The sequence below is a fragment of the Streptomyces sp. NPDC088785 genome, from assembly GCF_044750685.1.
GTDB lineage: Bacteria > Actinomycetota > Actinomycetes > Streptomycetales > Streptomycetaceae > Streptomyces.
In genome coordinates this window covers 388,259-410,771 of sequence record NZ_JBIVKH010000005.1, presented here as the reverse complement: position 1 = coordinate 410,771, position 22,513 = coordinate 388,259, and the positions used below count along the sequence as shown (strand labels likewise).

Annotated in this window: 18 protein-coding genes and 1 pseudogene; 15 read left to right on the top strand and 4 right to left on the bottom strand. The window is 72.6% G+C overall.

Going from position 1 to position 22,513, the window contains the following annotated elements:
- Positions 1 to 165 precede the first annotated feature (165 nt).
- The 9 genes from ACIP5K_RS18840 (at position 166) to ACIP5K_RS18800 (ending at position 9,610) form a co-directional block, all read left to right on the top strand.
- A complete protein-coding gene (locus ACIP5K_RS18840; protein WP_401410815.1) occupies positions 166 to 846 on the top strand; it encodes a two-component system response regulator in 681 nt (226 codons plus the stop codon).
- A gap of 115 nt (positions 847 to 961) precedes the next feature.
- The gene (locus tag ACIP5K_RS18835) at positions 962 to 3,730 is read left to right on the top strand and encodes a DNA translocase FtsK (RefSeq protein ID WP_401410814.1); all 2,769 of its coding nucleotides are present in this window, start codon (positions 962 to 964) and stop codon (positions 3,728 to 3,730) included.
- A 372-nt stretch (positions 3,731 to 4,102) separates the two neighbouring features.
- Complete coding sequence (locus ACIP5K_RS18830) at positions 4,103 to 4,954, top strand: helix-turn-helix domain-containing protein (RefSeq protein ID WP_401410813.1); 852 nt, start codon at positions 4,103 to 4,105, stop codon at positions 4,952 to 4,954.
- Positions 4,955 to 5,090: 136 nt separating this feature from the next.
- Positions 5,091 to 6,551 carry a 30S ribosomal protein S12 methylthiotransferase RimO gene (gene rimO / locus ACIP5K_RS18825; protein ID WP_401410812.1) on the top strand — a complete coding sequence of 487 codons (1,461 nt, stop codon included), beginning with the start codon at positions 5,091 to 5,093 and terminating at the stop codon, positions 6,549 to 6,551.
- A complete protein-coding gene (gene pgsA, locus ACIP5K_RS18820) occupies positions 6,548 to 7,336 on the top strand; it encodes a CDP-diacylglycerol--glycerol-3-phosphate 3-phosphatidyltransferase (protein WP_401410811.1) in 789 nt (262 codons plus the stop codon). Before rimO ends, pgsA begins: the two co-directional genes overlap by 4 nt.
- A complete protein-coding gene (locus ACIP5K_RS18815; protein WP_401410809.1) occupies positions 7,333 to 7,911 on the top strand; it encodes a CinA family protein in 579 nt (192 codons plus the stop codon). Before pgsA ends, ACIP5K_RS18815 begins: the two co-directional genes overlap by 4 nt.
- Before the next feature lie 109 nt (positions 7,912 to 8,020).
- Positions 8,021 to 8,401, top strand: coding sequence for a helix-turn-helix domain-containing protein (locus ACIP5K_RS18810; RefSeq protein ID WP_383493878.1), 381 nt, complete (start codon positions 8,021 to 8,023; stop codon positions 8,399 to 8,401).
- A 188-nt stretch (positions 8,402 to 8,589) separates the two neighbouring features.
- A complete protein-coding gene (locus ACIP5K_RS18805; RefSeq protein ID WP_401410807.1) occupies positions 8,590 to 9,063 on the top strand; it encodes a Dps family protein in 474 nt (157 codons plus the stop codon).
- Between the two features lie 208 nt (positions 9,064 to 9,271).
- Positions 9,272 to 9,610 (top strand): hypothetical protein, encoded by a 339-nt coding sequence (locus tag ACIP5K_RS18800; RefSeq protein ID WP_401410805.1) that lies wholly within the window; start codon positions 9,272 to 9,274, stop codon positions 9,608 to 9,610.
- 154 nt (positions 9,611 to 9,764) lie between these two features.
- Here ACIP5K_RS18800 and ACIP5K_RS18795 read toward each other — a convergent pair whose 3' ends face one another.
- Positions 9,765 to 10,571: an SDR family NAD(P)-dependent oxidoreductase gene (locus ACIP5K_RS18795; protein ID WP_401410804.1), complete on the bottom strand. Its 807-nt coding sequence runs from the start codon at positions 10,569 to 10,571 to the stop codon at positions 9,765 to 9,767.
- Positions 10,572 to 10,704: 133 nt separating this feature from the next.
- Positions 10,705 to 15,435, bottom strand: coding sequence for an ATP-dependent helicase (locus ACIP5K_RS18790; protein ID WP_401410802.1), 4,731 nt, complete (start codon positions 15,433 to 15,435; stop codon positions 10,705 to 10,707).
- Positions 15,436 to 15,515: 80 nt separating this feature from the next.
- Here ACIP5K_RS18790 and ACIP5K_RS18785 point away from each other — a divergent pair.
- From ACIP5K_RS18785 to ACIP5K_RS18775, 3 genes and pseudogenes are all read left to right on the top strand, one after another.
- Positions 15,516 to 16,274: pseudogene (locus tag ACIP5K_RS18785) on the top strand (AraC family transcriptional regulator); the annotation flags it as partial.
- Between the two features lie 113 nt (positions 16,275 to 16,387).
- On the top strand, positions 16,388 to 17,230 hold the full coding sequence (locus tag ACIP5K_RS18780) for an AzlC family ABC transporter permease (protein ID WP_401410799.1): 843 nt from the start codon (positions 16,388 to 16,390) through the stop codon (positions 17,228 to 17,230).
- Positions 17,227 to 17,535, top strand: coding sequence for an AzlD domain-containing protein (locus ACIP5K_RS18775; protein WP_401410797.1), 309 nt, complete (start codon positions 17,227 to 17,229; stop codon positions 17,533 to 17,535). The genes ACIP5K_RS18780 and ACIP5K_RS18775 overlap by 4 nt, the downstream gene beginning before the upstream one ends.
- A gap of 54 nt (positions 17,536 to 17,589) precedes the next feature.
- Here ACIP5K_RS18775 and ACIP5K_RS18770 read toward each other — a convergent pair whose 3' ends face one another.
- Complete coding sequence (locus ACIP5K_RS18770) at positions 17,590 to 18,540, bottom strand: hypothetical protein (protein WP_401410795.1); 951 nt, start codon at positions 18,538 to 18,540, stop codon at positions 17,590 to 17,592.
- 79 nt (positions 18,541 to 18,619) lie between these two features.
- On the opposite strand from ACIP5K_RS18770, the gene ACIP5K_RS18765 reads away from it, so the two are divergent.
- Positions 18,620 to 18,814 (top strand): DUF3046 domain-containing protein, encoded by a 195-nt coding sequence (locus tag ACIP5K_RS18765; protein WP_401410793.1) that lies wholly within the window; start codon positions 18,620 to 18,622, stop codon positions 18,812 to 18,814.
- A gap of 71 nt (positions 18,815 to 18,885) precedes the next feature.
- Complete coding sequence (locus ACIP5K_RS18760; RefSeq protein ID WP_401410791.1) at positions 18,886 to 20,157, top strand: AI-2E family transporter; 1,272 nt, start codon at positions 18,886 to 18,888, stop codon at positions 20,155 to 20,157.
- 94 nt (positions 20,158 to 20,251) lie between these two features.
- On the opposite strand, the gene ACIP5K_RS18755 is transcribed toward ACIP5K_RS18760, so the two are convergent.
- The gene (locus ACIP5K_RS18755; protein ID WP_401410789.1) at positions 20,252 to 21,052 is read right to left on the bottom strand and encodes a hypothetical protein; all 801 of its coding nucleotides are present in this window, start codon (positions 21,050 to 21,052) and stop codon (positions 20,252 to 20,254) included.
- A 343-nt stretch (positions 21,053 to 21,395) separates the two neighbouring features.
- On the opposite strand from ACIP5K_RS18755, the gene recA reads away from it, so the two are divergent.
- Entirely contained in the window at positions 21,396 to 22,511 is a 1,116-nt protein-coding gene (recA, locus tag ACIP5K_RS18750) for a recombinase RecA (RefSeq protein WP_401410788.1), read from the top strand.
- Positions 22,512 to 22,513 lie beyond the last annotated feature (2 nt).

Genomic DNA, 22,513 nt, shown 5'->3' with positions numbered 1-22,513 from the left:
CACAGTGACATCGCGGTGACAGGGTGTGGCGACAGGCGGGGTGCGGCTACCATGACCGGCACAAGGACGGGCGGCGCAAGGGAGTCGTTCCCCGGGGCGGCGAAAGGAGCCTCCCCGAGTCCTGCGGACAGGGGCGGCCCCATGCCGGGGCGAGGAGGGCGGGCCATGGTGCAGAAGGCCAAGATCCTCCTGGTCGATGACCGGCCGGAGAATCTGCTGGCGCTGGAGGCCATCCTCTCCGCGCTCGATCAGACGCTGGTGCGGGCATCGTCCGGGGAGGAAGCGCTCAAGGCGCTGCTCACGGACGACTTCGCGGTCATTCTGCTCGACGTTCAGATGCCGGGAATGGACGGGTTCGAGACCGCGGCGCACATCAAGCGCCGGGAGCGGACCCGGGACATCCCGATCATCTTCCTCACAGCGATCAACCACGGGCCGCACCACACCTTCCGGGGGTACGCGGCCGGCGCGGTGGACTACATCTCCAAGCCGTTCGACCCGTGGGTGCTGCGAGCGAAGGTCTCGGTCTTCGTCGAGCTGTACATGAAGAACTGCCAGCTGAGGGAGCAGGCGGCGCTGCTCCGGCTCCAGCTGGAGGGCGGCGGCAGGGCGGTCGGGGAGGCGAAGGAGCCCGCGGGGCTGCTCGCCGAGCTGTCCGCGCGGCTCGCCGCCGTCGAGGAGCAGGCCGAAGCGCTCTCCAAGCAGCTCGACGACGACTCGGCGGACGCGGCGGCGGTGGCCACCGCCGCCCACCTGGAGCGCAAACTCACCGGTCTGCGCAGGGCACTCGACGCGCTGGAGCCCGGCACGGGCAGCGGTGCGCCGTCCGTCCCGTCCCAGAACTGAGCAGGCGCACCGGCACTGAGGGCGCGTCACTTCACGCACCATCAGCGCGCGACACGAACGGGTGAAGGCCCGACCACACGTGTCCCCGGCGTCCTCCCCCGGTAACCTCACACCTATGGCCTCACGTCCCGCAGCCAAGAAGACGCCCGCGAAGAAGACGGCGGCGCCGACCAAGGCTCCGGCGAAGAAGGCCGTCGCGAAAAGGGCGCCCGCCAAGAAGGCCGTCGCGAAGAAGGCGCCGGTCAGGAAGGCCGTCGCCAAGAAGCCCGCGCCGAGGCCGGCCCCCAGCCCCACCGGCGGGCTCTACCGGCTCGTCCGCGCCGTGTGGCTCGGCGTCGCCCACAGCGTGGGCGCGATGTTCCGCGGCATAGGGCGGGGCGCGAAGGGGCTCGATCCGGCGCACCGCAAGGACGGGCTGGCGCTGCTGCTGCTCGGTCTCGCGCTGATCTGCGCCGCCGGGACCTGGTCCAATCTGCGCGGCCCCGTCGGGGACCTCGTCGAGATGCTGGTGACCGGCGCGTTCGGCCGGCTCGATCTGCTGGTGCCGCTGTTGCTCGGCTTCATCGCGGTGCGCCTGATCCTGCACCCCGAGAAACCCGAGGCGAACGGGCGGATCGTCATCGGCCTGTCGGCGCTGGTCGTCGGCGTGCTCGGGCAGGTCCACATCGCCTGCGGCTCGCCCGCGCGCAGCGAGGGCATGCAGGCCATACAGGACGCGGGCGGTCTGATCGGCTGGGCCGCCGCGACCCCGCTGAGCTTCACCATGACCCAGGTGCTCGCGGTCCCCATGCTCGTCCTGCTCACCGTCTTCGGGCTGCTCGTGGTGACCGCGACACCCGTCAACGCCATCCCGCAGCGGCTGCGGCTGCTCGGGGTGCGCCTCGGCATCGTGCACGACGACACGCTCGTCGGCGAGGCCGTGGAGGGCGAGTACGACGACGAGTGGCGCGAGGCCCCGGCCGCGCGCGGCAGGCGCCGCCCGGCGGCCCACGAGGAGCCGCTGGGGTACGACCCCGACCGGATAGAGGAAGACGCGCTGTCCAAGCGGCGCAGGCCCCGGCGCGCGTCGGTGCAGCCGTCGATGGACCGCCCCATGGACGCCGTGGACGTGGCCGCGGCCGCCGCGGCGGCGCTCGACGGGGCCGTGCTGCACGGCATGCCGCCGTCGCCGCTGGTCGCCGACCTCACGCAGGGCGTCGGCGGGGAGCGCACGGGGGAGCGGACCGGGGACACCTCCGCGCCGGAGCGCACGGCGCCCGTGCCGACGGCGCGCGGCAGGAAGGCCGCACCGCCGGCCGCCCCGGAGCCCGAGACGCCGTCCCGGCTCGCCGTGCCCGATCTGACCAAGTCCGCGCCGGACGCGCCGCGCGAGCTGCCGCCGCGTGCCGAGCAGCTCCAGCTCGCCGGGGACATCACCTACGCGCTGCCCTCGCTCGACCTGCTGACCCGCGGCGGGCCCGGCAAGTCCCGCAGCGCGGCCAACGACGCCGTCGTCGAATCGCTCACGACCGTCTTCACCGAGTTCAAGGTCGACGCCGCCGTCACCGGCTTCACGCGCGGTCCGACGGTCACCCGGTACGAGGTCGAGCTCGGCCCCGCCGTGAAGGTCGAGAAGATCACGGCGCTGGCCAAGAACATCGCGTACGCCGTCGCCTCCCCGGACGTGCGGATCATCAGCCCGATCCCCGGCAAGTCCGCGGTCGGCATCGAGATCCCGAACACGGACCGCGAGATGGTCAACGTCGGGGACGTGCTGCGCCTCGCGGACGCCGCCGAGGACGACCACCCGATGCTGGTCGCGCTCGGCAAGGACGTCGAGGGCGGCTATGTCATGGCGAACATGGCCAAGATGCCGCACATCCTCGTCGCGGGCGCCACCGGCTCCGGCAAGTCGTCCTGCATCAACTGCCTGATCACCTCGATCATGGTGCGGGCGACCCCCGAGGACGTACGGATGGTCCTCGTCGACCCCAAGCGCGTCGAGCTGACCGCGTACGAGGGGATTCCGCACCTCATCACGCCGATCATCACCAACCCCAAGCGGGCCGCCGAGGCGCTCCAGTGGGTCGTGCGCGAGATGGACCTGCGCTACGACGACCTCGCGGCCTTCGGCTACCGGCACATCGACGACTTCAACAAGGCCATCCGGGACGGCAAGCTCACGACGCCCGACGGCAGTGAGCGGGAGCTGAAGCCGTACCCGTACCTGCTGGTCATCGTCGACGAGCTCGCCGACCTGATGATGGTCGCGCCGCGGGACGTGGAGGACGCCATCGTGCGCATCACGCAGCTCGCGCGTGCGGCCGGCATCCACCTGGTGCTCGCCACCCAGCGGCCGTCCGTCGACGTCGTCACCGGCCTGATCAAGGCCAACGTGCCCTCGCGTCTCGCGTTCGCCACCTCCTCGCTCGCCGACAGCCGCGTCATCCTGGACCAGCCGGGCGCCGAGAAGCTGATCGGCAAGGGCGACGGGCTCTTCCTCCCGATGGGTGCGAACAAGCCGACCCGTATGCAGGGCGCCTTCGTCACCGAGGACGAGATCCACGCCGTCGTGCAGCACTGCAAGGACCAGATGGCGCCGGTCTTCCGGGAGGACGTCGTCGTCGGCACCAAGCAGAAGAAGGAGATCGACGAGGACATCGGCGACGACCTGGAGCTGCTGTGCGCCGCGGCCGAGCTGGTCGTCTCCACCCAGTTCGGGTCCACGTCGATGCTCCAGCGCAAGCTCCGCGTGGGCTTCGCGAAGGCCGGCCGCCTGATGGACCTCATGGAGTCGCGGAACATCGTCGGCCCGACCGAGGGCTCCAAGGCGCGGGACGTGCTCGTGAAGCCGGACGAGATCGATGGCGTGCTCGCGGTGATCCGCGGGGAGGCTCAGGGCTAGGGCCTGTCCGGCGGATCCTGTCGCGGGCGCGGGTCACGGAAGTGCGCGGGCCACCCGGCTGCGACCTGATCGGCCCAGGGCCCGGACCGATCCGACGGCGACGTCCGCCGCTGTCACCTGCCGCTGTCACCTGCCGCTGCCACCGTCGATGTCATCCGCCGATCTCACTCGTAAGGGAATCAGGGCAACCGTTTCCCCTCCGCGTACGTCAAGTTGAGGGGAGGGGGCGACGCCCTTGTCGATCATCGGGAAATCCGGTCCCGCCGGGTGCTCTGATGGCGTACAAAGTCCGACCGCCCGGTTGCCCCACCCTTTCGTACCCCCCCTAGACTGAACCCCCAGCAGGTGGCTACACGCTCGAAAGGCGCCCTCGTGTCCATCGGCAACTCCCCTGAAGACGACCGCCCTTCGGAAGACCCCACTCCGCGACCGGCCGACGACCGGCCCTCGATCGGTCAGGTCCTGCAACAGGCGCGCGTCGCCGCGGGGCTCACCGTCGACGAGATCAGCCAGTCGACCCGGGTGCGCATCCCGATCGTGCACGCGATCGAACAGGACGACTTCTCGCGCTGCGGTGGCGACGTGTACGCGCGTGGCCACATCCGCACGCTCGCGCGCGCCGTCCGGATCGACCCGGAACCCCTGCTCGCGCAGTTCGGCGCCGAGCGCGGCGGACAGCCCGCGCCGACGCCCGCCACGCCCCTGTTCGAAGCCGAGCGCATCCGCTCCGAGCCGCGCCGCCCCAACTGGACGGCCGCCATGGTCGCCGCGATCGTCGCGGTCATCGCCTTCGTGGGCTACACGGTGGTGAGCGGCGGGGACGACGGCGACAAGCAGCAGGCCGCCGAGGGCGCGACGCCCAGCACCTCCAAGCCCGCCACGCCCCAGCCGAAGCCCAGCGCCAAGAAGCCCTCCGACCCGAAGCCGAACCCCTCGGACAGCGCCATCGCGGCCGCCCCGCGCGACAAGGTCACGGTCAAGATCAACGCGGCGGACGGGCGCAGCTGGATCTCCGCGAAGGACCACAACGGACGACTTCTGTTCGATGGGGTGCTCGAACAGGGTCAGTCGAAGACGTTCCAGGACACGACGAAGGTCGACGTGGTGCTGGGCGACGCCGGTGCCGTCCGGCTGTACGTGAACGGGAAGAAGATCCCGGACGAGTTCCAGGCCGGCCAGGTCGAGCGGCTGACGTACACCAAGGGCGACCCCGAGGTCGGCTGAGGCCCCGGCCCGCGGGCCCGGCGCTCGACCGGCGACCCTCGCGGCGATCTCCCGGGACCCTCCTGGCGGCCCCCCGGGGATCGCCCGGTAACCCTCCCGGCGAGGGCTGTCGGTGGGACGAAGTAGTCTTGAGTCCATGCCCGAACGCCGTACCGTCGCACTTGTCACCCTTGGCTGCGCCCGTAACGAGGTGGACTCGGAGGAGCTCGCAGGCCGCTTGGAGGCGGACGGCTGGGAGCTCGTCGAGGACGCCGAGGCCGCCGATGTCGCCGTCGTGAACACCTGTGGCTTCGTCGAGGCCGCCAAGAAGGACTCCGTCGACGCCCTCCTCGAAGCCAATGACCTCAAGGGCCACGGCAGAACCCAGGCCGTCGTGGCGGTGGGCTGCATGGCCGAGCGGTACGGCAAGGAGCTGGCCGAGGCGCTTCCCGAGGCCGACGGCGTGCTCGGCTTCGACGACTACGAGGACATCTCCGGCCGTCTCCAGACCATCCTGTCGGGCGGGAGCGTGGAGGCCCACGCCCCGCGCGACCGCCGCAAGCTGCTGCCCATCAGCCCGGCCGAGCGCCAGGAGGCGGGCTCCGGGGTCGCGCTGCCGGGCCACGCCCCGGTGGATCTTCCGCAGGGTGTCGCGCCCGCGTCCGGACCGCGCGCGCCGCTGCGGCGCCGGCTCGACGGGGCGCCCGTGGCCTCCGTGAAGCTGGCCTCCGGGTGCGACCGGCGGTGCACCTTCTGCGCCATCCCCTCCTTCCGCGGCTCGTTCATCTCGCGCCGCCCCTCCGACGTGCTGGGGGAGACGCGCTGGCTGGCCGAGCAGGGCGTCAAGGAGGTCATGCTGGTCTCCGAGAACAACACCTCGTACGGCAAGGACCTCGGCGACATCCGGCTCCTGGAGACGCTGCTGCCCGAGCTGGCCGCCGTCGACGGGATCGAGCGGGTCCGCGTCAGCTACTTGCAGCCCGCCGAGATGCGGCCGGGGCTGATCGACGTCCTGACCGGCACCGACAAGGTCGTCCCGTACTTCGATCTCTCCTTCCAGCACTCCGCGCCCGGCGTGCTGCGCGCGATGCGGCGCTTCGGCGACACCGACCGCTTCCTGGAGCTGCTGGACACCATTCGGAGCAAGGCGCCGCAGGCGGGTGTCCGGTCCAACTTCATCGTGGGCTTCCCCGGTGAGTCCGCGGCCGATTTCGCCGAGCTGGAGCGGTTCCTGAACGGCGCGAGGCTGGACGCCATCGGCGTCTTCGGCTACTCCGACGAGGAGGGCACCGAAGCGGCCACGTATGAGAACAAGCTGGACGAGGACGTCGTCGCCGAGCGGCTCGCGCGCGTGTCCCGCCTCGCCGAGCAGCTGGTGTCGCAGCGGGCCGAGGAGCGCCTGGGCGAGACCGTCGAGGTGCTCGTGGAGTCGGTGGACGCCGAGGAGGGCGTGCTCGGCCGGGGCGCGCACCAGGCTCCGGAGACGGACGGCCAGGTGCGGCTCACGGGCGGCGAAGGACTGAGCGTCGGCCGTATGGTCGTGGCAAAGGTGGTCGGTACCGAGGGTGTGGACCTCGTCGCCGAGCCGCTCGACGGCTTCGAGGAGGCAGGCAGATGACCGGAGTGCCGGCATCCGCCGCGGGTGGCACCGGGAGGCCGGCGCCCGGCGGCAAGCTGGGCACTGCGGCCGTGAACCAGGCCAGCCTGTGGAACATCGCGAACATCCTGACCATGGTCCGGCTGCTCCTGGTGCCGGGTTTCGTGGCGCTGATGCTCGCCGACGGGGGCTACGACCCGGCGATGCGGGCGTGGGCCTGGGCGGCGTTCGCCGTCGCCATGATCACGGATGTCTTCGACGGCCATCTGGCGCGCACGTACAACCTGGTCACCGACTTCGGGAAGATCGCCGACCCCATCGCCGACAAGGCGATCATGGGTGCGGCCCTGATCTGTCTGTCGTCGCTCGGTGACCTGCCGTGGTGGGTCACCGGCGTGATCCTCGGGCGTGAGCTGGGGATCACCCTGCTGCGCTTCGTGGTGATCAGGTACGGAGTCATTCCCGCCAGTCGCGGCGGCAAGATGAAGACCCTGGCCCAGGGCACGGCCGTGGGCATGTACGTGCTCGCGCTGACCGGCCCGCTCGCCACCTTCCGGTTCTGGGTGATGGCGGTGGCCGTGGTGCTCACCGTGGTGACCGGCCTCGACTACGTACGACAGGCGGTCGTCCTGCGCCGCGCCGGGCTGGCCGAGGCGCAGGCCGCCGCGGCGCTCTCGCAGGCCGCGGCGAGCGGGCAGGGACCTTCCGGGGCTTCCGACGCTTCGGGGACCTCGGGTCCTACGGGGACCTCGGGTCCTACGGGGACTTCGGGTCCTACGGGGGCTTCGGAGACGGCCGAGAAGTGACGGACGGGGCTGCCGGGGCGCTGCGGCTGTTGACGGAGCGGGGGGAGACCCTTGCCGTCGCCGAGTCGCTGACCGGCGGTCTGGTGGCCGCGGAGCTGGTGTCCGTGCCCGGGGCCTCGAAGGTCTTCCGCGGCTCCGTCACCGCGTACGCGACCGAGCTGAAGCACACGGTGCTCGGCGTGGACGCGCGGCTGCTCGCCGCGCACGGCGCCGTTCACCCGGACGTGGCGCTCCAGATGGCGGCAGGCGTGCGCGACGCGCTCGGCGCGGACTGGGGGATCGCCACCACCGGTGTCGCGGGGCCCGACCCCCAGGACGGGCAGCCCGTGGGCACCGTGTTCGTCGCGGTGGCCGGTCCCGAGGGGCCGGGCACCGACCGGTCCGGGCCCGCCCCGGATTTCGCTGGTAGCCGCAAAGTGCTCGCGCTGCGGTTGAACGGCAGCCGGGCGGAAATTCGTAGAGAGAGCGTGCGGAGCGTGCTCGGGCTGCTCACGGAAGAGCTGGTCGGAGGGCATTCCGGCGAACGTACTGGGAATGCGCGGGCACAGGATACGGAACAGAACGGGGGGTTTTGATGTTTGCAGCCCTGAGTGAACACGACATCGCTCCCCGCACGGCCGCCGCCCGAGGCGGTACGGTGGGGCGTGAAGGATGCGGCTACGCGGTCCGAGGAGGGAGCCACCGATGATTCTGCTCCGTCGCCTGCTGGGTGACGTGCTGCGTCGGCAGCGCCAGCGCCAGGGCCGTACTCTGCGCGAAGTCTCCTCGTCCGCCCGAGTCTCGCTCGGCTATCTCTCCGAGGTGGAGCGGGGGCAGAAGGAGGCTTCCTCCGAGCTGCTCTCCGCGATCTGCGACGCGCTTGACGTACGGATGTCCGAGTTGATGCGCGAGGTGAGCGACGAGCTCGCTCTCGCCGAGCTGGCCGCGTCGGCGGCAGCGGTCCCGTCGGAGCCGGTGCCGGCACCGGTTCGCCCGATGCTGAACGCCGTCTCCGTGACCGGCGTCCCGCCGGAACGGGTGACGATCAAGGCACCTGCGGAGGCCGTGGACGTCGTAGCGGCGTAGCGCCTGCGCTCAGCAAGAGTTTGGGGAAAGCCCCGGCCGAGACACACTCTCGGCCGGGGCTTTCTGCTGTCTGCGTGCCCTTGTGGTGCCCTTGTGGTGCCGTTGTGTGTGCTCTCCCGCCTCCGCCGTATGTCCGTTCTAGTACGTATATGTCATTGTTGGTGATGGTTTCGATACGGAGGTGACGGATGTACGTCGTGAAGAGCCCGCTGTCCGATGCTGATCTGAAGACCGTCTCCGAGGCACTCCAGGGCGCCTTGGTCGACCTGGTGGACCTCTCGCTGGTGGCGAAGCAGGTCCACTGGAACGTGGTGGGTCCTCGCTTCCGGTCCGTGCATCTGCAACTCGACGAGGTCGTGGACACCGCGCGCCTGCACTCCGACACGGTGGCCGAGCGGGCCTCCACCCTCGGGGTGTCGCCGGACGGCCGGGCCCAGACCGTGGCCGCCACGAGCGGGATCGCCACGGTCTCCGACGGCTGGGTCAAGGACGTGGACGCGGTGGGCGCGCTCGTGGACGCCCTCGGCGCCGTGATCACCCGGATGCGGGAGCGGATCGAGGCGACCGGTGAGGCGGATCCCGTGAGCCAGGACATCTTCATCGCCATCACGGCCGACCTGGAGAAGCACCACTGGATGTTCCAGGCCGAGAACGGCGGCTGAGCCGGGCGCCGGATCCCGGATGCCGGACGTTGGACGTTGGGTGAGCGCGGGGGCGTGCCGTCACGACGGTGGCGCGCTCCCGGTGCGCCCTGTTCGCGGGGTGCGGGTGTCGTTAGCGTCGCAATGTCGCGTGTGGTGCGTGCGTGATGCGCGTGCGTGGTGGGTGCTGGCTGGTGCGTGATGCGGTACGGGCGGAGGTGAGCGGGCGGTGACGGTGGGCCGGTGGCGAGTACTGCTGCGCTGGATACCCGCCGTGCTGCTCGGGGTGGTCTGGTGGTGGGGAGTGCTGCGGCTGGCGTTCGCGCCGGACGCGGGGGCGTTCGAGGGGGCGGTCGCCGCGGGAGGCTGGGGGCTGAGCCTGCTGCCGGTGCACGCGCTGCCGAAGGCGAAGGCCGCCGGGGTCGCGGGGGTGCCGGGTCGCCACGGGGCGCGGAAGGTGCGGACGCGGGCGCTGCGGGCGGGGCACGAGGCGGTGGGCGGGGTGGCGGGGCTGGCCGCCAGGGTGGGGCGTCGGTTCCGGTCGGGTGGGGGGTCCGGGCGGGGGTGAGGCGGGTGTGGGGGGTGTGGGCGGTGATTGGTGTGGCCCGGTGGGCCGGGCGGGGGTGAGTGGTGTGGGCGGTGAGTGGTGTGGCCCGGTGGGCCGGGCCGGGTGGTGGGCCGGGCCGGGTGGTGGGGTGGGCCACCAGGGCATGGCGACTGGGTCACCAGGGCATGGCGACGCCTCCGTTGGGGCGGAGGATCTGGCCCGTCGTGAATGATGCGGCGTCCGAGGCGAGGTGCAGGACCGCGTGCGCGATCTCGTCGGGCTCGCCGACCCGGCCGAGCGGGGCCATCCGCGTCATCAGCGACTCGGTGTGGGCCTGGGCGCGGTCGTCGTGGCGGGTCGTCATCGGGGTGCGGATCCAGCCGGGCGCAACCGCGTTGACCCGGATGCCGTGCGGGCCGACCTCGGTGGCGAGCGTCTTCGTCAGCTGGACGACGGCCGCCTTCGCGACGCCGTAGCAGAGGAGCCCCGGGCCGCCGGTGTCGACGGCGCCCGACGCCATCGTGACGATGCTGCCGCGGGTGCCGTTCGCGATCATGGTGCGGGCCGCCTCCTGGCAGGCGTACAGGATGCCCTTGAAGTTGATGGCGAACACGCGGTCGAGGTCTTCGTCCCTGGTCTCCAGGACCGGGCTGGAGTGCATGACCCCCGCGATCGCGGCCATGATGTCGAGACCGCCGACGCCGGTACCGGTACCGGCGTCCGCGCCGGGTGGGCGGGCGGCGGTGGCGATCGCCGCGGTGAGCTGGGCGCGGTCGCTGACGTCGAGGGGATGGGCGTGGGCGGTGCCGCCCTCCTGCTTGATGAGGTCCGTCGTCGCGTGCAGGCCCTGTTCGTCGCGGTCCGCGCAGTGCACGGTGGCTCCCGCCCGGGCGAACAGGACGGCCGAGGAGCGGCCGATGCCGCTCGCCGCGCCGGTGACGAATGCGGTGCGGCCGGTGAGGTCGTACGCCGTGACAGGCATGCTCCGACCGTACGAGTATTTCTGACGGGTCGTCAATTGGCGTGCGCGGTTGTGTGGGCCGGAGCGGGGGAGTGGGGCGGCCCGGCTCGGCCCGGCCCGGCGGGTGCGGCCGGGTGCGGCCGGGTGGGGCGGGTCAGGCTCTCAGGCGCAGGCCCCGGGGTGTCGCGTGGAAGCCGTTGGATTCCAGGAGCGAGGAGTACGGAGAGGTCAGCGCGGCCGTGCCGTTGATCCGCTCGACCGTGATCGTGCCGAGGGCGCCGGAGCGGGCCGCGTCGGCGAGGGCCTGGGCCGCCGCGGGCAGACGGGGGTCGTCGGCCAGCTCGGCGGGGGTCGGGGGTGCGGACTCCGACGCGGGCGTGCCCTCGGTGGCCGGCCAGGACAGCAGGGTCTTGCCGCCGCGCTCCATGTAGAGCGTCAGCTCGCCGTCGACGAGGACCACGAGGGAGCCCGCCTTGCGGCCCGGCTTGTGGCCGGCGCCGGTGGGGGGCTCGGGCCAGGACAGGGCTGCCCCGTACGCGTTCGCCGGGTCGGCCGCCGCCAGGACGAAGGCCCGGGGCGCGCCGCCCTTCGGGGCGTAGGGGTCCGTCGCGGGCGTGCCGCGCTCGGTCGCGGTCGCCGCCGCACGCAGGCGGTCCACGGCGCCGTCCATGGCGAACTGGGCCGCGCCGAGTCCCTCCACGACATAACCGCGCCGCGCCTGCCCGCTCTCCTCGAAGACGGAAAGCACTCGGTACACCGCGGAGAAGCCGCCCTCGACGCCTTCGGCGGCCACGGCGCCGCGGGTCACCACGCCGTGCCGGTCGAGGAGGGTGCGGGCCAGGGCGTGGGCGCGCAGCGTCGGGTCGGGCTCCGGGGAGGGCAGCAGGGACCAGCGGCCGGCGACCGTGGGCGGGCCGCTGCGCGAGCCGGTGCGGGCCGCCGCCGCGAGACCGCCGTAACGGCCGCGCGGGACGGACCGGCGGGCCCGGTGGGCCGTGGATCCCGCGGTGCGGCCGGAGCCCAGGACGGCGCGCATCGGCGCCAGCGTGTCGTTCGTGAGCCGGCCCGACCAGGCCAGCTCCCACAGGGCGTCGGCCAGGTGGGAATCGGTGGCCTCGGGGTGCGTGGTGGCGCGGACCTGGTCGGCGATCTGCCGGAAGAACAGGCCGTAGCCGCCCGCGAGGGTGTCCAGGACCGCCTGGTGGAGCGCCGTCGGCTCCAGCGGGTGCGGGGGCGGCAGGAGCAGCGGCGCGGCGTCCGCCAGGTAGAGGCTGACCCAGCCGTCCTTGCCGGGCAGGGATCCCGCTCCGGCCCACACCACCTCGCCGGACGTGGTGAGTTCGTCCAGCATCGCCGGTACGTACCCGGAGACCCGGGAGGGGAGGACCAGCTTCTCCAGCGCCGAGGCGGGGACGGAGGCGCCCTGGAGCTGCTCGACGGCGCGGACCAGACCGTCGACACCGCGCAGGCCGTGGCCGCCCAGGTGCTGCCACTGCGGCAGGAACTGGGCCAGCGCGGCCGGCGGGACCGGCTCCAGCTCGTGCCGGAGCGCGGCCAGGGAACGGCGGCGCAGGCGGCGCAGCACGGTGGCTTCGCACCACTCCTGGCCGATGCCGGCCGGATGGAACTCGCCCTGCACCACCCGGCCGTTCGTCGCCAGGCGTTGCAGGGCGCCCTCGGTGACCGCGGTGCCCAGGCCGAAGCGGGCGGCGGCCTGCGCCGACGTGAACGGGCCGTGCGTGCGGGCGTACCGGGCCAGGAGGTCGCCCAGCGGATCCTTCACCGGCTCCGTGAACGCCTCGGGGACGCCCACGGGCAGCGCGGTGCCCAGGGCGTCGCGGAGCCGTCCTGAGTCCTCGATCGCCGCCCAGTGGTCGGTGCCCGCGATCCGGACGCGGATGGCCCGCCGCGCGGCGGCCAGCTCCTCGGCCCAGCCGGGCTCGGCGCCGCGCTCGGTCAGCTCGGCGTCCGTGAGCGGTCCGAGGAGACGCAGCCGGTCGGCGACGCCCTCGGCGTCCTTGATGCGGCGGTCCTCGGTGCGCCACTGAAGCTCCTGCTCCAGCTCGGCCAGGACGTCCGCGTCGAGCAGCTCGCGCAGCTCGGCCCGGCCCAGCAGCTCGGCCAGGAGGTGCGAGTCCAGGGACAGCGCGGCGGCGCGGCGCTCGGCGAGCGGCGAGTCGCCCTCGTACAGGAACTGCGCCACGTAGCCGAACAGCAGCGAGCGGGCGAAGGGGGACGCCTCCGGGGTGGTGACCTCGACCAGGCGCACCTTGCGGGACTCGATGTCGCCCATCAGCTCGGCGAGCCCGGGGACGTCGAAGACGTCCTGGAGGCATTCGCGGACCGCCTCCAGGACGATCGGGAACGAGCCGAACTCGCTGGCCACCTCCAGGAGCTGCGAGGCGCGCTGACGCTGCTGCCACAGCGGGGTGCGCTTGCCCGGGTTGCGCTTGGGGAGCAGCAGCGCGCGGGCCGCACACTCGCGGAACCGGGAGGCGAACAGGGCGGAGCCGCCCACCTGCTCGGTGACGATCTGGTCGACCTCGCCCTTGTCGAAGGCGACGTCCGCCGCGCCGATCGGGGCCTGCTCGGCGTCGTACTCGAGGTCCGGCTTGGCGGGCTCCTGGTCGAGGAGGTCCAGGCTCATCAGGTCCGCGTCCGGCAGGCGCAGCACGATGCCGTCGTCGGCGTGCATGACCTGCGCGTCCATGCCGTACTTCTCGCTGAGGCGGGCGCCGAGGGCGAGCGCCCAAGGGGCGTGCACCTGGGCGCCGAAGGGGGAGTGGACGACGACCCGCCAGTCACCCAGCTCGTCGCGGAAACGCTCGACCACGATGGTGCGGTCGTCCGGGATGTGGCCGCACGCCTCACGCTGCTCGCCCAGATACGCGAGGACGTTGTCCGCGGCCCAGGTGTCCAGGCCCGCCGCGCTGAGCCGCGCGCGTGCCTCGTCGGGTTCCTGGGAGCCGATCTCGCGGAGGAAAGCGCCCACCGCACGGCCCAGTTCGAGCGGGCGGCCCAGCTGGTCGCCCTTCCAGAACGGGAGCCGGCCGGGGACTCCGGGGGCCGGGGAGACCAGGACGCGATCGCGCGTGATGTCCTCGATCCGCCAGGAGCTCGTGCCGAGGGTGAAGACGTCGCCGACCCGCGACTCGTAGACCATCTCCTCGTCCAGCTCGCCGACGCGGCCGCCGCCCTTCTTGGGGTCGGCTCCGGCGAGGAAGACTCCGAAGAGGCCGCGGTCGGGGATCGTGCCGCCTGAGGTGACGGCCAGGCGCTGCGCCCCGGGGCGGCCGGTGACGGTGCCCGCGACGCGGTCCCAGACGACGCGCGGCCGCAGCTCGGCGAAGGCGTCCGACGGATAGCGGCCCGCCAGCATGTCCAGGACGCCGGTGAACGCCGACTCGGGCAGCGAGGCGAACGACGCCGCGCCACGGACCAGGGCGAGCAGGTCGTCGACCTGCCAGCTGTCGAGCGCGGTGATCGCGACCAGCTGCTGGGCGAGGACGTCCAGCGGATTGGCCGGGACGCGCAGCGACTCGATGGAGCCGGTCCGCATGCGCTCCGTCACGACCGCCGACTGCACCAGGTCGCCCCGGTACTTCGGGAAGACGACCCCGGTGGAGACCGCGCCCACCTGGTGGCCGGCCCGGCCGACCCGCTGGAGGCCGGAGGCCACGGACGGCGGCGACTCCACCTGGACGACGAGATCCACGGCGCCCATGTCGATGCCCAGCTCCAGGCTGGACGTGGCCACGACCGCGGGCAGCCGGCCCGCTTTCAGGTCCTCCTCGACCTGGGCGCGCTGCTCCTTGGAGACCGATCCGTGGTGGGCGCGCGCGATGACCGGCGGGGCGCCCTTCGCGGCGCCCGACTCCGCCATCAGCTCGGCCGGGCTGTGGTCCTCCGGAAGCGCCTCGCCGGTGGCGCGCTCGTACGCGATCTCGTTGAGCCGGTTGCACAGGCGCTCCGCGAGGCGGCGGGAGTTCGCGAACACGATCGTCGAGCGGTGGGCCTCGATGAGGTCCGTGATGCGCTCCTCGACGTGCGGCCAGATCGAGGGGCGCTCGGCGCCCTGCTCCTTGTCGGCCGCCGGGGAGCCGCCCAGCTCGCCCAGGTCCTCGACCGGGACGACCACCGACAGGTCGAACTCCTTGCCCGAGGGCGGCTGCACGATCTCCACCCGGCGCTGGGGCGACAGATAGCGCGCCACCTCGTCGACCGGGCGGACCGTCGCCGACAGGCCGATGCGGCGGGCGGGCCGGGGCAGCAGCCGGTCCAGGCGCTCCAGGGAGAGCGCCAGATGGGCGCCGCGCTTGGTGCCGGCGACCGCGTGCACCTCGTCCAGGATCACCGTGTCGATGCCGGTCAGCGCGTCGCGCGTGGCCGACGTCAGCATCAGGAACAGCGACTCGGGCGTCGTGATCAGGATGTCCGGCGGGCGGGTGGCCAGGGCGCGGCGCTCGGCGGGCGGGGTGTCGCCGGAGCGGATGCCGACCTTCACCTCGGGCTCCGGCAGCCCGAGCCGCACCGCCTCCTGACGGATGCCGGTGAGCGGGCTGCGCAGATTGCGCTCCACGTCGACCGCGAGGGCCTTCAGCGGTGACACGTACAGGACCCGGCAGCGCTTCTTGGGGTCGGCGGGCGGTGGCGTGGAGGCCAGCTGGTCCAGGGCCGCCAGGAACGCGGCCAGCGTCTTGCCGGAGCCGGTCGGCGCGACCACCAGCACGTCCGAGCCCTCGCCGATCGCCCGCCACGCCCCGGCCTGCGCGGACGTGGGCGCGGAGAAGGCACCGGTGAACCACCCGCGGGTCGCGGGCGAGAACCCGTCGAGGGCGCCGGGCGCGCTGTGGGCGCTGTTCGCCCCCTGAGTGGACCTGACCATGGGTCCATCCTGCACCCCACCACTGACAACTGCCGTGACCAGCGCAGACGGGTGGTTCGCCGGACCGGGCCCGGCGCACAATGGACGGCATGGCGGGCAAGGGCGAATGGGCACGGCACTGGCGGTACGAGCACCTGCCGGGCCTCGACCTGCTGCGCGCCCGCTACCTCCGCCACACCTTCCCGCGCCACAGCCACGACGGCTACGTCTTCGGCGCCGTCACCCGCGGCATCGAGGAGGTCGGCATGCCCGACGGCACCCTGCACGCCGGGCCCGGCAGCGTCGTCATGATCAATCCGGAGGTGGCGCACACCGCGCAGGCGGGCGGCCCCGACGGCTGGGCGTACTCCACGCTCTACCCCTCGGCGGGGGTCGTCGCCGAGATCGCCGCCGAGACCAGCACGGTCCGCGGGACCCCCGGTTTCGGCGAGCCCATCGTCACCGACCCGCAGGCCGCCCGGATGATCAGCGAGGTGCACCGCGCCGCCGAACAGGGCAACGCGCTGGCCGCCGACAGCCTCCTGCGCGTCGTGGTCGCCCGGCTGCTGCGCGACCACGGCACGGCGCTCGCCCAGCGGCCCCGCACGACCGCGGGGGTCGGGGCGGCGGCACGCGCGCGTGAGTTCCTCGAAGAGCGCATGGCCGACCCGCCGACGCTGGAAGCCCTCGCCGCGGAAATCGGCACCAGCCCCTTCGCACTGCTGCGGGCCTTCCGCGACGCCTACGGGATGCCGCCGCACACCTGGCTCACCAGCGCGCGGGTGCGGGCCGCCCGGCGCCTCCTGGAGGCGGGGACGGCCCCGGCCGAGGCCGCGGTCGCCGTCGGCTTCACCGACCAGCCGCACCTGAACCGGCACTTCACCCGGATCGTCGGCGTGCCCCCGGGGGCGTACCAGCGGGAGCGCAAGAACGTACAAGACCGCGACGGACACCTGCTCGTACCGTCCGAGGCGTGGCAGAACAGACGACACGCACGGACATCCGCACAGCGGGAGGGGCGCCCGCCGGAACCCTCGACGAGCACGACGAGCACGACGAGCACGACGAGCACGACGGGTCCGGCGGCGGGCACGCCGGACGGCCCGGAACGGCGGGAAAGCCGACCGGCGCCGTCGTACGGGACGCGCTCGGCGTCGGGATCGCCGTCGGACTGTCGGGATTCGCCTTCGGGGTGACCTCGGCGGGCAGCGGCCTCAGCGTGCTCCAGAGCTGTGCGCTCAGCCTCCTCGTCTTCACCGGCGCCTCGCAGTTCGCGCTGGTCGGCGCGCTCGCCGCGGGCGGCAACCCGCTCACGGCCGCCGCGGGAGCCTTCTTCCTGGGAGTGCGCAACGCCTTCTACGGACTGCGTCTGTCGCAGCTGCTCGCGCTCCCGCGCGCGGTGCGGCCGTTCGCCGCGCACTGGGTCATCGACGAGACGTCGGCCGTCTCGCTCGCCCAGCCCGACCGGCGCAGCGTGCGGCTGGGCTTCACCGTCACCGGGCTGAGCCTGTACGTGCTGTGGAACCTGACCACCCTGCTCGGCGCCCTCGGGGCCGAGGCCGTCGGCGACACCGACGCCTGGGGGATCGACGCGGCGGGTCCCGCGGTGTTCCTCGCGCTGCTGGCCCCGATGCTGAAGACCACCACGGAACGCGCCGTGGCGGCCCTCGCCGTCCTCCTGATCCTCGGACTGCTGCCCGTACTGCCCGCCGGGGTGCCGGTGCTCGTGGCCGCGCTCGCCGCACCGGCGGTGCTCTACATAGAGGGCCGCCGCCGCGGCGCCACCCCGAACACGCCGCAAGGAGAGAACCGTTGAACATCTGGATCGCCATCGGCGTCACCGCGGTGGGCTGCTACGCCGTCAAGCTGATCGGCCTGCTCGTGCCGGCCGGGGCCCTGGAACGTCCCGTGGTGAAACGGCTGGCCGCCCTGCTGCCGGTCGCCCTGCTCGCGGCGCTCACCGCCCAGCAGACGTTCGCGGACGGCCGCGCGCTCGTCCTCGACGCCAAGGCGGCGGGTCTCGCCGCGGCCGCCGTGGCCCTGCTGCTGCGCGCGCCCTTCCTCGTCATCGTCGCGGCCGCCGTGGTGGTCACGGCGGGAGTGCGGGCACTCACCGGGTGACAGGCCCTCGGCGCGTACGGGCCGCTGCCGCGTACGGGCCGCTACTACGGGCCGCTACAAGGGGCGGCCGTGCGCGCGCAGGACGCGCAGGGCCTCGACCGTCACCACGGAGCGCGCCTCCCGGTCGGGCCCCGGCGCCCACCCCGGCCGGCGCGCCGGCCAGCCGCCGTCCTCCTGCTGCGCGCTCCGCAGGTGGTCGAGGGCGCGGGCCATCTCCTCGTCGGTGAACCAGGAGCGCGCCAGCGACTCCGGCGCCCTCGCGTAGTCGTACGGATAGTGGTGCTCGCCCGTCGCGTCACCGGCGGCCACCGGGCGGTCGCCCTCCTGCTCCGGATCGAGCACGACGAGCCGCTGCTCGCGCAGCAGGCGGCCGAGCCGGTCGGCGGCCGCCCGCGCGCGTGAGCGGTCCGGCACACCGTCGAGGAAGGCGACCGCCGCCCGTACCTCGTACGGGTGCGAGACCTCCAGCGACTCGACGGCCGACCAGCAGAAGTCGGTGGCCCGGAACAGCCAGGCGTGCCAGACCTCGTTGCGGTGCAGCAGTCCGACGACCGGACCGGTGGCGAGCAGAGCGCTCGGCGGGACGTCCACGAGGGGCACGAACGGGGCGCAGGGGTAGCCACGCTGGCTGGGATGCACCGCAGGGAGGGCGCCGTCCGGCGTCGAGATCGTCGTCAGGTACCGGCACACGCGCTCCACCCGCTGCCCCCCGCAACGCCCGATGGAATCCAGCACGCGCAGCGCGTGAGCGGTGTGCAGGGGCTGGCTGACGGGGCCGCGCAGGTCCGGTTCGAGGCCGTGCCCGTACCCGCCGTCCTCGTTGCGGTACGCGGTCAGAGCGGTCTCCACGGCGTCCGCCGCGGCGGACGAGCCCGCCAGGAAGTCATGGGCGAAGCGGCGCTGCTCCAGGACGCGCGCGGTCAGCCAGATGAAGTGTTCGGCACGGGCGAGCGGGCTCTGGGACGACGGCGATGCGGGGAGTGGGGATGCTCCGGTTTCGGCCATGCACCGACCGTAGGACGGAAAGCGTTCTCAACAAGACTCCCCGGCACGGCTGCACTCTCAGGGGCGGGATACTGGAGTCATGCGGTTGACGGTCTTCTGGCAGCGGATGGCGGATCACTTCGGGTCCGGCTATGCCGACACCTTCGCGCGCGACCACGTGATGGCGGGGCTCGGCGGGCGCACGATCCACGAGGCGCTGGACGCGGGCTGGGAGGCGAAGGACGTCTGGCGCGTGGTCTGCACCACGATGGACGTGCCCCAGGAGAGCCGCTGAAAAGCCGCTGAGCGGTCTCGATCCCCGACGCGTGGCACCGATTGTCCGCGCTGTGGGCGAGACTGGGCAGCGTGGCAGCGACAGACGAGAATCTCCAGGTGACGACCGACGCCGCACCCTCCGGCACGACGCCGCCCGAGCCGCCCTCGGACGCGGCGGCGGCCCCGCGCGCGGGCATGCCGCGCTGGCTGCCGCGCGCCATGGTGCTCGCCCTGGCCCTCATCGCCTGTTTCCAGCTGGGCAGCTGGGCCTTCCACCAGCTCACCGGCCTGCTGATCAACGTACTGATCGCGTTCTTCCTCGCGCTCGCCATCGAACCCGCGGTGAGCTGGATGGCGGGGCGCGGCATGCGCCGCGGCCTGGCCACCGGGCTCGTCTTCCTCGGCGTGATGATCGCGACCGCCGGATTCGTCTTCCTGCTCAGCTCGATGCTGGCCGGCCAGGTCGTCGACATGGTGGAGGACTTCCCGAAGTATCTCGACCAGGTCATCAGCTGGGTCAACACGACGTTCCACACGGACCTGAACCGCGTCGAGGTCCAGGACAGCCTGCTGCACTCGGACTGGTTGCAGAAATACGTGCAGAACAGCGCGACCGGTGTCCTGGACGTGTCGGGGCAGGTGCTCGGCGCGCTCTTCCAGCTGCTGACGATCACCCTCTTCTCGTTCTACTTCGCCGCTGACGGACCGCGCCTGCGCCGCGCGTTGTGCTCGGTGCTGCCGCCCGCCAAGCAGGCCGAGGTGGTGCGCGCCTGGGAGATCGCCGTCGACAAGACGGGCGGCTATCTGTACTCGCGCGGCCTGATGGCGCTCATCTCCGGGATCGCGCACTACATCCTGTTGCAGGCGCTCGGCGTGCCGTACGCGCCCGTGCTCGGCGTGTGGGTCGGGCTCGTCTCCCAGTTCATCCCGACGATCGGCACCTACCTGGCGGGTGCGCTGCCCATGCTGATCGCCTTCACGGTGGACCCCTGGTACGCCCTGTGGGTGCTCATCTTCGTCGTCGTCTACCAGCAGTTCGAGAACTACATGCTGCAACCCAAGCTGACCGCGAAGACGGTGGACATCCACCCCGCGGTCGCCTTCGGGTCGGTCATCGCGGGCACCGCCCTGCTCGGCGCCGTGGGCGCGCTCATCGCGATCCCCGCCGTCGCCACCCTGCAAGCGTTCCTGGGGGCGTACGTGAAGCGGTACGACGTGACGGACGACCCGCGCATGCGGGGACGCCGAAGGCGGGGCGGCACGTCGTTCCTCGCGCGCGTGCGGCACGGCCTGAGGGGGCCGAACGAGCCGGACGCCGAGTCCGTTGCCGAAGCCGAGGCCCGCGGGGCCGGGCCCTCGTAGCCGCCCCGCGCTCGCGATCCCGAGACGGCGCGGAAGGCTCCGCGCCCGCGGGCCCGGCCTCTTCGGGAGCGGCTGCGCGCCGCGGCCGGGGCGGTCAGTAGGTCACGGCGGCCCGGGCGCCCGCCACGAGGACCGCCGCCGTGCAGGCGGCCACCGCGCCGTACATGACCCGTTCCTTCGTGCGCTCCCGCCATCCCGTACGCGACATCAGCCAGGCGAGTGCCGGCAGGACGAGCACGGCGTGCAGGCTCACCCCGTGCAGCGGCTTGAGCGCGGCCGTCGAGCGGTACGCCGCCTCCTGGTGTCCGCTCCTGGTCAGCGCCACACCGCGCGCGATCATCGCCGCGCCCGAGGCGAGCCCCACCAGCAGGACCGCGAAACCGGCGCGGACCGCCAGCGGCATGCCCGTGCCGCCGCCCGGGCGGCGGCGGAACGCGAGGAGGGCGAAGACCGTCAGGAGCACCACCAGGACACCGCCGCCCACGGCCAGGGACAGGGAGACGGCGGTGTCGAAGGGGGTTTCCATGTCGAGGTGGGACGGCACCCCGCGCCAGGCCTGGAGGGTGATGCCGCCGACCTCCAGGACGCAGTCCGCGGCGAACACCACGAGCAGGGCGCTCCGCAGCCGCGCGCCGACGCGCAGGTACGACGTCACCCAGGTGAGGGCCGTCAGCGTCAGGCCGAAGGACAGCCCGAAGGTGAAGGGCTTGCGCCAGGAGACGGGACCGTCCCACGGGCCGCCGTCGACCGCGAACACCACGAGGTGGACGAGCCCCGACACGACCAGGACGGCGCCGGTCGTGTGACAGAGCCGCTCGGCCGGGGTGAGCCGGGGCTCCGCGGGGCAGGGGTCGGAGAGAGCGCGGTGGGTGGTGCCGGGTCCGGGGGTCTCCATGGGGACCAGGCTCGCAGCGCGCAGCCGCGACGGCGTCGTCCGGCCGGAGGCACCCGACGTACCCCGCCGGGAGTAGGGGCGCCGTGCGGTTCAGGGCCCCCGGACGGCGGACCGGGGACTTGCTCCTGTGCCGCGTGGTGCGCTTGACACCAAAATCGAACATCCTTTCTTATGGAGGGACCAGGGACTCCTCTTGCCAGTAATCCCAAGGGATTCGGAGAGAGTCGCCGGACGAAGAGCCTCGAGTTATCCACAGGCGGACGGGCGTCGAGGCCGATTGTCAGTGGCAGGCGTTAGCGTCTTTGACGTGAAGCGATCGACTCAAGCAAATCGGGTGGAACCCATGGCAGGAACCGACCGCGAGAAGGCGCTCGACGCCGCGCTCGCACAGATTGAACGGCAATTCGGCAAGGGCGCGGTCATGCGCATGGGCGAGCGGCCCAACGAGCCCATCGAGGTGATCTCCACCGGCTCGACGGCCCTCGACATCGCCCTCGGCGTCGGCGGCATCCCGCGCGGCCGCGTGGTGGAGGTGTACGGCCCGGAGTCCTCCGGCAAGACGACCCTGACCCTGCACGCCGTCGCCAACGCCCAGCGGGCCGGCGGCGCGGTGGCCTTCGTGGACGCCGAGCACGCCCTCGACCCGGAGTACGCCAAGAAGCTCGGCGTCGACATCGACAACCTGATCCTGTCCCAGCCGGACAACGGCGAGCAGGCGCTGGAGATCGTCGACATGCTGGTCCGCTCCGGCGCCCTCGACCTGATCGTCATCGACTCCGTCGCGGCGCTCGTCCCGCGCGCGGAGATCGAGGGCGAGATGGGTGACTCGCACGTGGGTCTCCAGGCCCGCCTGATGAGCCAGGCGCTCCGGAAGATCACCAGCGCGCTCAACCAGTCCAAGACCACCGCGATCTTCATCAACCAGCTCCGCGAGAAGATCGGCGTGATGTTCGGCTCGCCGGAGACCACGACCGGTGGCCGCGCGCTGAAGTTCTACGCCTCGGTGCGCATGGACATCCGCCGCATCGAGACCCTGAAGGACGGCACGGACGCGGTGGGCAACCGCACGCGCGTCAAGGTCGTCAAGAACAAGGTCGCGCCGCCCTTCAAGCAGGCCGAGTTCGACATCCTCTACGGCCAGGGCATCTCCCGCGAGGGCGGCCTGATCGACATGGGCGTGGAGCACGGCTTCGTCCGCAAGGCCGGTGCCTGGTACACGTACGAGGGCGACCAGCTCGGCCAGGGCAAGGAGAACGCGCGCAACTTCCTGAAGGACAACCCCGACCTGGCCGACGAGATCGAGCGGAAGATCAAGGAGAAGCTGGGCGTCGGCGTCAAGAAGGTGGAGGAGCCGGCCGTCGAGCCGGCCGAGGAAGCGGCGGCCGCCCCCGCCGAGGACGCGAAGACCGTCCCCGCGCCCAAGGCTGCCAAGACCAAGGCCGCGGCGGCCAAGAGCTAGTC

What these genes read in the sequence shown, in the direction of transcription:
- rimO (WP_401410812.1), top strand. Translation starts at nt 5,091, where the DNA reads ATGCCCGAACGCCGTACCGTCGCACTTGTCACCCTTGGCTGCGCCCGT.
- ACIP5K_RS18840 (WP_401410815.1), top strand. Translation starts at nt 166, where the DNA reads ATGGTGCAGAAGGCCAAGATCCTCCTGGTCGATGACCGGCCGGAGAAT.
- ACIP5K_RS18835 (WP_401410814.1), top strand. Translation starts at nt 962, where the DNA reads ATGGCCTCACGTCCCGCAGCCAAGAAGACGCCCGCGAAGAAGACGGCG.
- ACIP5K_RS18770 (WP_401410795.1), bottom strand. Translation starts at nt 18,540, where the DNA reads ATGGCCGAAACCGGAGCATCCCCACTCCCCGCATCGCCGTCGTCCCAG.
- ACIP5K_RS18765 (WP_401410793.1), top strand. Translation starts at nt 18,620, where the DNA reads ATGCGGTTGACGGTCTTCTGGCAGCGGATGGCGGATCACTTCGGGTCC.
- ACIP5K_RS18755 (WP_401410789.1), bottom strand. Translation starts at nt 21,052, where the DNA reads ATGGAGACCCCCGGACCCGGCACCACCCACCGCGCTCTCTCCGACCCC.
- ACIP5K_RS18795 (WP_401410804.1), bottom strand. Translation starts at nt 10,571, where the DNA reads ATGCCTGTCACGGCGTACGACCTCACCGGCCGCACCGCATTCGTCACC.
- ACIP5K_RS18805 (WP_401410807.1), top strand. Translation starts at nt 8,590, where the DNA reads ATGTACGTCGTGAAGAGCCCGCTGTCCGATGCTGATCTGAAGACCGTC.
- ACIP5K_RS18790 (WP_401410802.1), bottom strand. Translation starts at nt 15,435, where the DNA reads ATGGTCAGGTCCACTCAGGGGGCGAACAGCGCCCACAGCGCGCCCGGC.
- ACIP5K_RS18810 (WP_383493878.1), top strand. Translation starts at nt 8,021, where the DNA reads ATGATTCTGCTCCGTCGCCTGCTGGGTGACGTGCTGCGTCGGCAGCGC.
- pgsA (WP_401410811.1), top strand. Translation starts at nt 6,548, where the DNA reads ATGACCGGAGTGCCGGCATCCGCCGCGGGTGGCACCGGGAGGCCGGCG.
- recA (WP_401410788.1), top strand. Translation starts at nt 21,396, where the DNA reads ATGGCAGGAACCGACCGCGAGAAGGCGCTCGACGCCGCGCTCGCACAG.